Below are 12,586 nucleotides of genomic sequence, written 5' to 3'. Positions count from 1 at the left end.
GAAGATGATTGGAGACTTATTGGCAATATTGGCGTTGTGTTTTGTCTGTTTTCTCTTTTGGCAGCAAAGGCGTCAGTCTGAAATCGCAAAGTCACATGTATTGAGAAAGTGCGATCAGCTTGAACTCCAATTGCTAAGCGTCTCATTCGGCGGCCACAAATGGAAAACCAGCGATGGTCGCTGGTTTTGGCATACGGTTTACTTGTTTGAATTTTCGGCTTTAGGCGACGACTGTTACCAAGGAAAGCTGGAAATGCGCGGTTTCATCCCAATGCGCTTTAACTTGCCACCGCATCGGATGGTCTAATCCATTCGAAGTCATAACTCGGGGCGAAATATTCTTCATTTTCGCCTTTGTTTTCAAACCCTAAAGCTTGCAATATCTTAATCGCGGAGAGATTTTCAACTTCCGCACTCGCAACGACTCTCATCAGTCCTAATCGCTCACAGGCTTTGGGAAAAAACGCTTTTAATGCTTCAGACGCTAAACCTTGCTTCCAGTACAGCTTATCGAAAATAAAGCCCAGCTCAGCTTTAATGTCATCGCGCTCGATAAACACATGCCCCATAAACTCACGATTATAGTTATCCAGAACCGCCATTGCATGAATGGAGGAGTCATTGAGTACGCGCTTGAATAACTCTCTTGATGCCGAAACCGTTTTAGGGCCGTTCATATATGCCCTGTTTTTAGCACAGCAATTCAGCATCAAAAAGTCCAACTCGAACGATTCTGTATAGGGAATTAACAGTGTTCGTCGTGTCACTATTGTCACAAACAATCCTTGTTACAACATCAAATGAATAGCGTTTTTGCTATTACTAACAAAAACAAAAAAATTAAGCCACTGATTATTTTTATTATTTTACTGATTTTCGCATAGATAACGATAAAAAGGTCACTATGTGGTCGGTAGAAATTGTCGCAGAGATAACAGAATTTGAATTGGAAAACTTCAAATTAAGAAAAACCCCAACACCTAAGTGCTGGGGTTTAAGTCTTGTGTGCAGCAATCCGGCTACAAATACGTGCTTCCTGCATCATCCTTAAAAAACCGAATCCTTCAGTCAAATCCTTGCATCGCCTTCCTAGCGGTGTCCGTTTTCATCCTTTGTGCTAACTTTCCTGTTAGCGCTCATCACTTGTTCCTTGAGCGGTGTCCTTCCCATCGTCCTGATGGTGTCCTACCCTTTCCTAGGGTTTATCCTTTTTGCTTTCCTTGCCAACTAACTTCCTGTTAGCTGTTGAATCCGTTCGTATCCGTATCCATGTAGTGATTTATCCGTTAATCACTTTTTCGTCCTGAAATCACCGTCCAGTGGTGTATCCAATTCCGTGTCAGTTCCCTTCCGACGAGGTTTAATCTACGCCTTTGGATTTTTTGTGCAATTACCTGATCGCAAATATTTCTGCATACAAAGCAAGCAATCAATTTAAAACACTAAAATTCAATAAGTTATAACCATAAAGTAGCATTTTCCGCTTCACAAAACTCTGATATCTCACACTACTTGTAAGAGATCTCGCACAAGAACGTGTTACTTTCACTAGCACTCTTGAACTGAAGAAAAACGAACGAAGACACGCTAAAACTTTTAAGCAGGAATAATCCATCGATCTGATATAAAATCACGCCAACAGATAGAAGGATGACCTATGCTCACACAAGACGTCACTAAAGAGCTCGAAAGTGTGCTCACCACTCTGCAACAGCAAGGAAAAGAACCGACTGTTGCGTTAGTTAGAGCACGTATGAGCACATCAGTTCCTATGGCTGCCCTCATTGCCGCGATTAAAAGCTGGAAGAATGCTAACCGTGTTCCGAAAGTAGAAATTGCGGCAAAAACCAGTGGGGACACAGATCGTATTCATCAGCTAGAGCAGACCATAGCTCAGCTCACTAAGCGTATTGAACAGTTGGAACAACAAATTAACGGTAAAGCTCAATGAAGATATGGGTTGACGCAGACGCTTGCCCGAAAGTGATAAGAGAAACGATTGTGCGTGCTGCAGAACGCACAGGGATAGAGTGTACCTTCGTAGCTAATCACATCATTCCAGTACCTAAACGAGTCAATATTCACTCCATTCAGGTTCCTGCGGGTTTTGATATTGCTGATAATGAAATTGTAAGACGAGTAGAAGCGAACGACTTGGTTATCACTTCCGACATTCCCCTTGCCGACGAAGTTATTACCAAAGGGGCATTGGCGCTTAACTCACGCGGTGAGCTTTATACGAAAGACACCATTAAAGCACGCCTCAATATTCGCGACTTTATGGAAACAATGCGATCAAGTGGTATTCAAACCGGAGGTCCAAGTGCCCTGTCTCAGACTGATCGACGCGAGTTCGCTAACCACTTAGACAGATATCTGGCGAAGTTTAAAAAATAGCTCGATTCTAAATACAAAAAAACCTGCGAATCTCGCAGGTTTTTTCTTATCTATATAACTAATCAAGCTATATAACCAATCAAGGTATGTCGCTTAAAGCGAACATGACTTATGGCGTGTAGTACGTTGCAGCACCTGGGCCTACTGGTAGACCTAGCAAGAATACCCAAACGTAGAACAACAAGCTCCAACCTACGATAAAGCAGATTGAGTAAGGCAGCATGGTTGCGATTAGCGTACCAATACCTAGATTCTTCATGTAGCGAGTTGCAACCGCAAGGATCAGACCAAAGTAACTCATCATTGGTGTGATGATGTTAGTGGTTGAGTCACCGATACGGTAAGCCGCTTGAATCGTTTCAGGCGCATAACCGACTAGCATTAACATTGGAACGAAAATTGGTGCCGTTACTGCCCACTGCGCCGATGCTGAACCGATCATCAAGTTGATGAAGCCACACATCAGGATAAATGCGAAGAACAACATTGGACCTGTTAAGCCGATGTTTTGCAGGAAGTCTGCACCTGCAACAGCAAATACCTGACCGAAGTTAGTCCACTTGAAGAATGCAACAAACTGAGCAGCAAAGAATACCAATACGATGTACATGCCCATAGAAGACATAGATTTAGCCATCGCATCGATAACATCACGGTCAGTTTTCATCGTACCCACAACACGGCCATAAACGTAGCCAGGGATTGCGAAGAATACAAAGATGAAAGCAACAATACTTTTCAGGAATGGTGAACCCGCAACAGTACCTTCAGCAGAGCGAAGAACACCGTCAGCAGGAACGATAGTCCAAGCCAGAAGAGCACTTACTGCAAGTACTGCAATACCAGCCAGCTTCAAACCACGTTTTTCAATATCAGTCAGAGTACCCATCTTGTCTTTAGAAAGGTCTTCTGCAGCCTCTTCTGGGTTGTATTTACCCAATTTAGGTTCAACGATCTTCTCAGTTACGTAAGCACCCATACCTGCAATAAAGAAGGTAGAGACAAACATGAAGTACCAGTTCACTTCTGGGCCAACCGTGTATGTTGGGTCAATCATTTGTGCTGCTGTTTCAGTGATACCTGAAAGCAGTGGATCAACAGTACCAATCAGAAGGTTTGCAGAGTAACCACCAGATACACCTGCAAATGCGGCAGCCAGACCTGCCAGAGGGTGACGACCTAAAGAGTGGAACAACATAGCTGCAAGTGGAATCAATACCACGTAGCCAAGTTCAGATGCTGTATTCGAAATGATACCTGCAAATACAACCGTGACTGTTACCATGCGAGCAGATGCGCCCATAACAAGGCCACGCATTGCAGCAGATAAAAGACCAGAATATTCAGCAATTGCCACACCAAGCATAGCAACAAGCACTGTGCCTAAAGGTGCGAAACCAACAAAGTTTTTCACTAGGTTAGTTACGATCAGTTGTAGACCTTCAGCATTAAGCAGGCTAACAACGTGGATCATACCATCAGCGGCACGGCCTTTAGCGCCTTCTGGACGTGGGTCCATAACTGAGACTTCAAAATAGCCTGCAATACCTGATGAAATAAGAATCGCTAAACAGAAAATAGCGAATAAAGTAATCGGATGGGGTAATAGGTTCCCTAAATACTCAACACCATCTAAGAAGCGGGTAAAAAGTGACTTTTTAGGTGCTGGTTTGTTTATTGAAGCAGACGAACTCATCTGTTTCCTCCTTGTAGTTTTCTCTATGCATTTGTGACAAAAATGTCAAAAGCGCGGCGAAGAGTACTTGAGGGAGTGAACATTACAAAATCAAAGATGTTACAGATTATTTCAAATTAAGCATAAAATAATTCAAATCAGCACAATACGTAGTGTTATAAACCAAACAAATGTATTTAACGAATATTATAAGTTAATAACGATATTCAAGTCGTAGCAATGACTCATCTCTGCACTGCTTTAAACCTTGGATTAGCTTTACAGATAACGTAAAGACGCCCACGACGTTTTACAATCTGGCAACCTGGATGACGATTTTTTGCACTTTTCAGAGAACTTAATACTTTCATGGATGAAACCTCGCAATCAATTATTGTTATGTTATAACATAACAAAATAGAATTACTGTCAACAATAATTACTACTGTTCTCTGTTAGGTGTGATATTTTCACTTTTATTTCTTTAGCCAAACTCAATACACGCCAATGCACACCATCACGCCGATTGCTACCATCGAAACTCCATATAAAGAGAAGTTTGCCGTTCCCCGCCAGCCGCGTTTAGTGCCCAGCGCAACAGCACGCATCAAATTATTAGGCGAGCTGAACTGTATGGAAGCAGTACGTGAGTTAGAGCAGTTCAGTCATCTGTGGTTATTGTTCTTGTTTGATCAAAATCTTGAAGCAGGTTGGAAACCAACGGTTCGTCCACCACGTCTTGGTGGCAATGAAAGAGTGGGTGTATTGGCTTCCCGTTCAACATTTCGTCCGAATGGAATTGGTATGTCTGCGGTGGAGTTTCGAGGCATAAATAAAGAAGGCGATCAAATCTATATAGAAGTGGGCAGTGTTGATCTGGTTGATGGTACTCCCATCATCGATATCAAACCTTATATCCCCTATTCTGACTCAGTACCGGAAGCAAAAGGTGGATACGCAGATGCGGAGCCTCCAACAGTTGAGGTTGAATTCAGCCCTACAGCTCTGGCTATTTTGCAGTCGCTACCCGATTCAACCGTCAAACAAGCGGTGATTAGCGAAGTTCTAGCACAAGATCCACGTCCTGCTTACAAGAAAAATAAGCCTGACGATAAGCAATACGCAGTACATTTGTACAATTTGAACGTAAAATTCACCATATCTGGTAACTTAGTGACAGTTACTACTATTGAACACTTTTGACATTCGCATTTGGCTGATATTATTAGCGGCTAAATTTATTACCACCTTTGATAAACGGATACCATAAATGCGTACCAGTAAATATCTTCTTTCTACTCTGAAGGAGACTCCAAACGACGCAGAAGTAGTGAGCCACCAGCTCATGCTACGTGCGGGTATGATCCGTAAGCTAGCTTCAGGTCTTTACACTTGGCTACCTACCGGTCTTCGCGTACTGCGTAAAGTCGAAACCATCATTCGCCAAGAAATCGACAATGCAGGGGCTATCGAAACATTAATGCCCGTTGTGCAGCCGTTTGAACTATGGGAAGAGACTGGTCGCTCTGAAAAAATGGGCCCTGAGCTGCTTCGCTTTACTGACCGCCACACTCGTCCGTTTGTACTAAGCCCAACAGCAGAAGAAGTGATTACTGCTCTTGTGCGTAACGAGGTTAGCTCTTACAAGCAACTACCTCTAAATCTGTACCAGATCCAGACTAAATTCCGTGATGAACGCCGCCCTCGTTTTGGCGTGATGCGCTCTCGTGAATTCTCTATGATGGATGCATACAGCTTCGACATCGATAAAGAAGGTCTGCAAAAATCTTACGACGCTATGCACGATGCTTACTGTAAAGCATTCGACCGCATGGGTCTGGATTACCGCCCAGTATTGGCGGATAGCGGCGCTATCGGTGGCAGCGGCTCTCAAGAGTTCCACGTATTGGCGGAAAGCGGCGAAGACTTAATCGCATTCTCTACTGAATCTGATTACGCTGCGAACATTGAAAAAGCAGAAGCGGTTGCACTTGCAGCAGAACTTGCAGCACCAACTCAAGAGATGACTCTGGTTGATACGCCAAATGCGAAAACCATTGCAGAACTTGTTGAGCAATTTGAACTGCCTATCGAGAAAACAGTTAAAACGCTTTTCGTTAAAGCATCAGATGAAGTTGACGCAGACATCATTGCCCTGATCATCCGTGGTGATCACGAGCTAAACGAAGTAAAAGCAGAAAACTTGAAAGAAGTCGCTTCTCCATTAGAGATGGCTTCTGAAGAAGAGATTCGTGCTCTAGTCGGTGCAGGTCCAGGTTCTTTAGGCCCTGTAGGCCTAAAACTGCCATTCATCGTTGACCGCACAGTTGCTGTAACCAGCGACTTCAGTGCTGGTGCAAACGTTGATGGTAAACACTACTTCGGTATTAACTGGGGCCGTGACGTTCAACTAGGTCAAGTTGAAGACCTACGTAACGTTGTTGAAGGTGACCCAAGCCCATGTGGTAAAGGCACTATCATGCTTAAGCGTGGTATCGAAGTTGGTCACATCTTCCAGCTTGGTACTAACTACTCTGAGAAAATGAACTGTGGTGTTCTAGGCGCTGACGGTAAAAACGTTATTCTAGAAATGGGTTGTTACGGTATCGGTGTTACTCGTGTAGTGGCTGCTGCGATTGAACAGAACCACGATAAATACGGTATCATCTGGCCAGACGCTATTGCACCGTTCCAAGTGGCTATCGTTCCAATGAACATGCACAAATCTGAGCGCGTTCAAGAAGCCGCAGAGAAGCTATATGCTGAACTGACAGCTGCTGGTATCGAAGTTCTATTCGATGACCGTAAAGAACGCCCAGGTGTTATGTTCTCTGATATGGAGCTACTTGGTGTTCCTCATACGATCGTTATCGGTGATCGTAGTATGGACGAAGGTAATTTCGAATATAAAAACCGTCGCACTGGTGATAAAACTCCAGTGTCAATGACTGATATCGTCGAGCACATCAAGTCGCAAATGGCTTAATCTCGAACGTCTATCTTTGAAGGCTGCCTATTGGCAGCCTTTTTTATTAATGCTGGATTCATCATTTCTCTTCTACACTGCATAAAAACAAAAAGGAGAAAGACATGGATCTCAAAGCCCTACTCAATCAAGCACTCAACTCCAATTTGGTTCAATCCGGTAAGCAGCAAGCTCAGTCTTTAGCTCAGGATAAAAGCCAGCTTGCCACCCTTGGTGCAGGTGCACTCGGCGGAGGTATCATAGGCCTTTTAATGGGTTCAAAGAAAACCAAGAAGTTGGGCAAAAAAGCGCTCGCCATTGGTGGTTCTGCGGCTCTGGGGGCTCTCGCTTATAAGATGTATAACGACTGGCAAGCCAATCAAAATGAACCAACTCAGCCAGCGGCCTTTGACCAATCAAATCCTCGCCATGAAATACTCATTCTTAAAGCGATGATCGCTTCCGCCAAAGCAGATGGACACGTAGATGAGCAAGAAATGGCTAAGATAAACCAAGTGATTAATGAGATTGGTGCCGATAACGACGTTCAAACCCTGTTCCAACAAGAGTTGAAAAAGCCTTTAGATCCGAATGAAATTGCTGCGCTGGCGCAAACTCCGGCTCAATCGTCAGAGATTTATCTTGCTTCAGCCTTGGTTGCCGACGAGCAAAACTTTATGGAAAAAGCGTATCTTCAAGAACTGGCGAAGCAACTCGGTTTAAGTGAAGAGTTAGTAAATAACATTCATCAACAGATAAACGGTGAATAATTCACCGGCTGAAACTCAACATTGAGCCAGCTCAAAGGTAACTTTTGTCTTCATTCTGCTCTCTGTGTATATTGAGAGCAGTTATCATTTATAAGGCAGACGTCTCGTTCTGTATTATTCATTCTGTAAAAGTAGGTCGTTCTGTAAAAGTAGGATAGAGATATGCAAGTTTACGGTTGTTGTGATTTAGTTCGTGAGTTATACGCTCAAATTGGTAGTGGCGATCAAGCCTATATTCCTCAAGCAATTAGCTGCGCGGTTCGTGCTTTGAACGATGTGGCAGCGGATACTTCTTTACCAAAAGAAGTAAGAGAGAAAGCCGCCTTTGCTGCGGCAAACTTACTGATTTCTGATTTCGAGGACAAATAATGAATCTCGCGAATTTCGCCTCTATGGACACAGTCATGCTAATGAGCATTGTGAACATGAAGCTGCGGGACGACTTTAACGGTGATTTAGACAAGCTGGTTGCCTACTTCGATATTGACCGAACCGCACTTGAAGCAAAGTTGGCCACAGCGGGCTTTGAGTTTCTGCCAGAAGCAGGGCAATTTCGTTAATCTTCGAAATTGCTGATGTAGAATGTAAAAAAACGCAAACCCATGATAGTTTGCGTTTTTTATTATCTGAAATTTAGTAGCTTTAATTCACAGGTCTGTAATTAACCCAAGTTCTTGCGAGCGTTTTGGAACATACGCATCCAAGCACCGTTTTCGCCCCAGCTATCTGGATGCCAAGAGTTCGCTACTGTGCGGAATACACGCTCAGGGTGAGGCATCATAATGGTTACACGGCCATCAGCAGTTGTTAAACCAGTAATTGCGTTTGGCGAACCATTCGGGTTGTTCGGGTATTGTTGTGTTGGGTTACCCAAGTTATCAACAAAACGAACCGCTACCGTACCTGAGTTTTCGATAGCAGCTAGGTGTGCTTCATCACGAACTTCTACACGACCTTCACCGTGAGAAACCGCGATAGGCATACGAGAACCAGCCATACCGTCGAAGAACACAGAATCAGATTTCTGAACTTCTACCAAGCTAAAACGAGCTTCAAAACGCTCAGATTCGTTACGTACGAAACGAGGCCATAAGTCTGCACCTGGGATCAGTTCTTTCAGGTTAGAAAGCATCTGACAGCCATTACACACACCTAGAGAGAAGGTATCTTCACGGTTGAAGAAGGTTTCAAACTGGTCACGAGCCTGTGCGTTAAATAGCACTGACTTCGCCCAACCTTCACCAGCACCCAGTACGTCACCGTAAGAGAAGCCACCACAAGCCACAAGGCCTTGGTACTCTTCCAATACAGCCTGACCAGTCAAGATATCACTCATATGGATATCGGTAGCTTCAAAGCCTGCACGGTCAAACGCTGCTGCCATTTCAACATGCGAGTTAACACCCTGCTCACGCAGAATTGCCATCTTAGGCTTAGCACCTTTCGCAATGTAAGGCGCTGCTACGTCTTCGTTAGTATCGAAGCTGAGTTTCACGTTCAGACCTGGGTCTGAGTTGTCTTTCTTCGCTTCAAACTCTTGGTTTGCACACGCAGGGTTGTCACGCATCGCTTGCATTTTGTGCGTCATTTCAGCCCAGATAGTACGAAGTTCTGTTCTTGAACGGTCGACCAATACTGTGTTACCAGAAGTGATCACTAGCTTGTCTGAAGCTTCTACTGCGCCAATAACATGTGAACATGCTGCTAAACCGTTATCTGCTAGTGTTGCTAGTACAGATTCAATTTCATCGTTCTTAACCTGAACAACTGCACCGAGTTCTTCGTTGAACATCGCAGCCAGAGTATCCTCACCTAAAGCTTCGATGTTTGCCTTCACACCACAGTGACCAGCGAATGCCATCTCAGCAAGAGTCACAAATAGACCGCCGTCGCCTTTATCGTGGTAAGCAATCAACTTGTCGTTGCTAACTAGGCTTTGAATAGCATTGAAGAAACCTTTTAGTTGCTCTGCGTTATCTACATCAGCAGGCTTATCACCCAACTGCTTGTAAACCTGAGCCAGTACTGTTGCACCTAGGCGGTTTTTACCGTTACCTAGGTCAATAAGTACTAGGCTTGATTCGCCTAAATCTGTGCGAAGCTGTGGAGTTACTGTCTTACGAACATCTTCTACGCGAGAAAACGCAGTGATGATTAGTGAAAGTGGAGAAGTCACTTCTTTGTCTTCGCCATTTTCGTTCCACTTAGTCTTCATCGACATTGAGTCTTTACCCACAGGGATAGTCAGACCAAGTGCCGGACACAGCTCTTCACCTACCGCTTTCACTGCTTCGTATAGACCAGCATCTTCACCTGGGTGACCCGCTGGAGACATCCAGTTAGCAGATAGTTTAATACGTTTGATATCGCCGATTTCAGTTGCTGCGATGTTAGTGATCGCTTCACCAACCGCTAGACGAGCAGACGCACCGAAGTCCAGTAATGCTACAGGCGTACGTTCACCCATCGCCATGACTTCACCGTGGTAAGTGTCGTAACTTGCCGCTGTTACTGCGCAGTTCGCAACAGGAACCTGCCATGGACCAACCATTTGGTCACGAGCCACAAGACCAGTTACCGTACGGTCACCAATGGTGATAAGGAATGTTTTCTCGGCAACGGCTGGTAGACGAAGAACACGTTCAATCGCATCACCCAATTCAATACCTGAACGATCAATAGCTGGGCTGTTCACCTTCGCTGTTTTCGCATCACGGTGCATTTTAGGTGTTTTACCTAGCAGGATATCCATTGGCATATCGATAGGTGTGTTGTCGAAGTGTGTATCTTCCAGCTTCAGGTCACGCTCTTCAGTCGCGATACCTACAACTGCGTATGGAGCACGTTCACGCTTACAGATAGCATCGAACGCTGCCATGTTTTCTGGCGCAACCGCCAGTACGTAACGTTCCTGAGATTCGTTACACCAAATTTCCAGCGGGCTCATTCCCGGCTCATCATTTGGCACGTCACGCAGTTGGAAAATACCGCCACGCTCGCCGTCATCTACTAGCTCTGGCAATGCGTTAGAAATACCGCCCGCGCCCACATCGTGAATAAATGCGATTGGGTTTGCGTCACCAAGCTGCCAGCAACGGTCGATAACTTCCTGACAACGACGTTCCATCTCAGGGTTTTCACGTTGTACAGAAGCAAAATCGAGATCTTCCGCAGACTGACCTGAAGCCATAGAAGAAGCAGCACCGCCACCAAGGCCGATGTTCATTGCAGGACCACCAAGCACGATTAAGCTTGCACCTACTGGAATTTCTTTCTTCTGTACGTGTTCATCACGGATGTTACCTAAACCACCAGCAATCATAATTGGTTTGTGGTAACCACGGATCTCTTCACCCGCGTGAGAAGTCACTTTCTCTTCGTAGGTACGGAAGTAGCCTAAAAGGTTAGGACGACCAAATTCGTTGTTAAATGCTGCGCCGCCTAAAGGACCTTCAAGCATGATATCCAGAGCGTTAACGATACGACCTGGCTTACCGAAGTCCGTTTCCCAAGGCTGAACAAAGTTTGGAATACGAAGGTTAGAGGTTGTAAAACCAACTAAGCCAGCTTTCGGTTTACCGCCGATACCGGTTGCGCCTTCATCACGGATTTCACCGCCAGAACCTGTAGAAGCACCTGGCCATGGAGAAATAGCCGTTGGGTGGTTGTGTGTTTCCACCTTCATCAGAATGTGTGCTTTTTCGTGGCTGTAGCCGTATTGACGAGTCTCTGGGTTCGGGAAGAAACGACCAACTTCAGAGCCTTCCATTACCGCAGCGTTATCTTTGTAAGCCGACAGAACGTAATCTGGAGTCATCTCCATAGTGTTCTTGATCATCTTGAACAGCGATTTGTCTTGCTTCACGCCGTCGATTGTCCAATCTGCATTGAAGATCTTATGGCGACAGTGCTCTGAGTTTGCTTGTGCAAACATCATTAATTCGATGTCAGTTGGGTTACGCTCAAGCTTAGTCACAAAGCTTTCAAGTAAGTAGTCGACCTCATCTTCAGCAAGAGCCAGACCAAGAGTAACGTTTGCTTCTTCAAGCGCTTTACGACCACCTGAAAGTAGATCAACGTAAGCAACTGGCGCTGGTTCTGCAGATTTGAATAGTGCAGCAGCTTGCTCTTGTTCAGTAAAAACAACTTCCATCATGCGGTCATGAATTAAAGCGTTGATGCTAGCGATTTGGTCAGCTGAAAGTTCACCTTCAGACTCAATGTAGTAAGCCGTACCGCGCTCTAGTCGCTTAACATTTGCCAAGCCACAGTTGTTAGCGATATCTGTTGCCTTAGAAGACCAAGGAGAAATTGTACCCGGGCGAGGAGTAACAAGAAGTAGCAAACCTTGTGGCTCGTGTTCTTGAATTGTTGGACCGTAAGTCAGTAACTTCTCAAGTTTTTCGATTTCACTGTCGTCTAAATCTGCCTTGAGATCAGCAAAGTGCATGAACTCTGCATAGATACCCGTCACAGGTAAGTTTTGTTCACGACACGTCTCGAGTAGTTTATTGACACGAAACTCAGAAAGAGCTGGGGAACCACGCAAAATTCTCATGTGCAAAGGTCTCTATATCCATTGATTGAGGTGTAATTGGCATAAATTCATCTAATTATCAGTACGTTAAACTAATTAATTGGAACTTATGCCGATTTCATCTCTTTGATGCGAGCGCATTATAGAGGATTTTTTTTGTGACGTAACACCAAAAGCAACCGTTTGCGTCATTTTTTTCATTAATTTTGAATTTCACCCTGTTTGAACAATTTTCAGACACA

12 protein-coding genes and 1 pseudogene are annotated in these 12,586 nt (G+C 44.6%); 8 read left to right on the top strand and 5 right to left on the bottom strand.

What is annotated here, in order from left to right; all coding sequences use genetic code 11:
• The first annotated feature begins 4 nt into the window (after positions 1 to 4).
• Positions 5 to 307 (top strand): DUF3301 domain-containing protein, encoded by a 303-nt coding sequence (locus tag P4S58_RS03050; RefSeq protein WP_042488963.1) that lies wholly within the window; start codon positions 5 to 7, stop codon positions 305 to 307.
• Here P4S58_RS03050 and P4S58_RS03045 read toward each other — a convergent pair.
• Positions 279 to 776, bottom strand: coding sequence for a GNAT family N-acetyltransferase (locus tag P4S58_RS03045; protein WP_081878767.1), 498 nt, complete (start codon positions 774 to 776; stop codon positions 279 to 281). The genes P4S58_RS03050 and P4S58_RS03045 overlap by 29 nt on opposite strands.
• 881 nt (positions 777 to 1,657) lie before the next feature.
• Between P4S58_RS03045 and P4S58_RS03040 the strand changes: the two genes are divergently transcribed.
• Both P4S58_RS03040 and P4S58_RS03035 read left to right on the top strand, forming a co-directional pair.
• A complete protein-coding gene (locus P4S58_RS03040; protein WP_102968316.1) occupies positions 1,658 to 1,951 on the top strand; it encodes a hypothetical protein in 294 nt (97 codons plus the stop codon).
• Positions 1,948 to 2,397, top strand: a complete 450-nt coding sequence (locus P4S58_RS03035; RefSeq protein WP_042488973.1) for a YaiI/YqxD family protein — start codon at positions 1,948 to 1,950, stop codon at positions 2,395 to 2,397. Before P4S58_RS03040 ends, P4S58_RS03035 begins: the two co-directional genes overlap by 4 nt.
• Positions 2,398 to 2,506: 109 nt before the next feature.
• Here the strand turns inward: P4S58_RS03035 and P4S58_RS03030 are convergent, their stop codons facing one another.
• The gene (locus P4S58_RS03030; RefSeq protein WP_042488976.1) at positions 2,507 to 4,093 is read right to left on the bottom strand and encodes an AbgT family transporter; all 1,587 of its coding nucleotides are present in this window, start codon (positions 4,091 to 4,093) and stop codon (positions 2,507 to 2,509) included.
• A gap of 224 nt (positions 4,094 to 4,317) precedes the next feature.
• A complete protein-coding gene (ykgO, locus tag P4S58_RS03025) occupies positions 4,318 to 4,443 on the bottom strand; it encodes a type B 50S ribosomal protein L36 (protein WP_081878768.1) in 126 nt (41 codons plus the stop codon).
• Between the two features lie 136 nt (positions 4,444 to 4,579).
• Here ykgO and tsaA point away from each other — a divergent pair, with 136 nt between their 5' ends.
• The 5 genes from tsaA to P4S58_RS03000 all read left to right on the top strand — a co-directional run bounded on the left by tsaA (position 4,580) and on the right by P4S58_RS03000 (position 8,367).
• Positions 4,580 to 5,275 (top strand): tRNA (N6-threonylcarbamoyladenosine(37)-N6)-methyltransferase TrmO, encoded by a 696-nt coding sequence (gene tsaA / locus P4S58_RS03020; protein ID WP_102968317.1) that lies wholly within the window; start codon positions 4,580 to 4,582, stop codon positions 5,273 to 5,275.
• 67 nt (positions 5,276 to 5,342) lie between these two features.
• Entirely contained in the window at positions 5,343 to 7,058 is a 1,716-nt protein-coding gene (locus P4S58_RS03015) for a proline--tRNA ligase (RefSeq protein WP_102968318.1), read from the top strand.
• A gap of 104 nt (positions 7,059 to 7,162) precedes the next feature.
• On the top strand, positions 7,163 to 7,807 hold the full coding sequence (locus P4S58_RS03010; RefSeq protein ID WP_102968319.1) for a tellurite resistance TerB family protein: 645 nt from the start codon (positions 7,163 to 7,165) through the stop codon (positions 7,805 to 7,807).
• Positions 7,808 to 7,969: 162 nt separating this feature from the next.
• A complete protein-coding gene (locus P4S58_RS03005; protein WP_042488988.1) occupies positions 7,970 to 8,176 on the top strand; it encodes a YaeP family protein in 207 nt (68 codons plus the stop codon).
• On the top strand, positions 8,176 to 8,367 hold the full coding sequence (locus P4S58_RS03000) for a DUF4250 domain-containing protein (RefSeq protein ID WP_042488991.1): 192 nt from the start codon (positions 8,176 to 8,178) through the stop codon (positions 8,365 to 8,367). Before P4S58_RS03005 ends, P4S58_RS03000 begins: the two co-directional genes overlap by 1 nt.
• A gap of 101 nt (positions 8,368 to 8,468) precedes the next feature.
• Here the strand turns inward: P4S58_RS03000 and purL are convergent, their stop codons facing one another.
• Both purL and P4S58_RS23670 read right to left on the bottom strand, forming a co-directional pair.
• The gene (gene purL / locus P4S58_RS02995; RefSeq protein ID WP_102968320.1) at positions 8,469 to 12,365 is read right to left on the bottom strand and encodes a phosphoribosylformylglycinamidine synthase; all 3,897 of its coding nucleotides are present in this window, start codon (positions 12,363 to 12,365) and stop codon (positions 8,469 to 8,471) included.
• Positions 12,362 to 12,545 (bottom strand): annotated as a pseudogene (locus P4S58_RS23670) (hypothetical protein). Before P4S58_RS23670 ends, purL begins: the two are co-directional and overlap by 4 nt.
• Between the last annotated feature and the right edge of the window lie 41 nt (positions 12,546 to 12,586).

The organism is Vibrio sp. Hal054, assembly GCF_037162405.1.
Lineage (GTDB): Bacteria > Pseudomonadota > Gammaproteobacteria > Enterobacterales > Vibrionaceae > Vibrio > Vibrio diazotrophicus.
Note: the sequence above shows the minus strand (reverse complement) of the source record. Positions and strands in the feature narration are given on the sequence as shown.

What these genes read in the sequence shown, in the direction of transcription:
- P4S58_RS03050 (WP_042488963.1), top strand. Translation starts at nt 5, where the DNA reads ATGATTGGAGACTTATTGGCAATATTGGCGTTGTGTTTTGTCTGTTTT.
- P4S58_RS03040 (WP_102968316.1), top strand. Translation starts at nt 1,658, where the DNA reads ATGCTCACACAAGACGTCACTAAAGAGCTCGAAAGTGTGCTCACCACT.
- P4S58_RS03035 (WP_042488973.1), top strand. Translation starts at nt 1,948, where the DNA reads ATGAAGATATGGGTTGACGCAGACGCTTGCCCGAAAGTGATAAGAGAA.
- P4S58_RS03030 (WP_042488976.1), bottom strand. Translation starts at nt 4,093, where the DNA reads ATGAGTTCGTCTGCTTCAATAAACAAACCAGCACCTAAAAAGTCACTT.
- ykgO (WP_081878768.1), bottom strand. Translation starts at nt 4,443, where the DNA reads ATGAAAGTATTAAGTTCTCTGAAAAGTGCAAAAAATCGTCATCCAGGT.
- tsaA (WP_102968317.1), top strand. Translation starts at nt 4,580, where the DNA reads ATGCACACCATCACGCCGATTGCTACCATCGAAACTCCATATAAAGAG.
- P4S58_RS03015 (WP_102968318.1), top strand. Translation starts at nt 5,343, where the DNA reads ATGCGTACCAGTAAATATCTTCTTTCTACTCTGAAGGAGACTCCAAAC.
- P4S58_RS03010 (WP_102968319.1), top strand. Translation starts at nt 7,163, where the DNA reads ATGGATCTCAAAGCCCTACTCAATCAAGCACTCAACTCCAATTTGGTT.
- P4S58_RS03005 (WP_042488988.1), top strand. Translation starts at nt 7,970, where the DNA reads ATGCAAGTTTACGGTTGTTGTGATTTAGTTCGTGAGTTATACGCTCAA.
- P4S58_RS03000 (WP_042488991.1), top strand. Translation starts at nt 8,176, where the DNA reads ATGAATCTCGCGAATTTCGCCTCTATGGACACAGTCATGCTAATGAGC.
- purL (WP_102968320.1), bottom strand. Translation starts at nt 12,365, where the DNA reads ATGAGAATTTTGCGTGGTTCCCCAGCTCTTTCTGAGTTTCGTGTCAAT.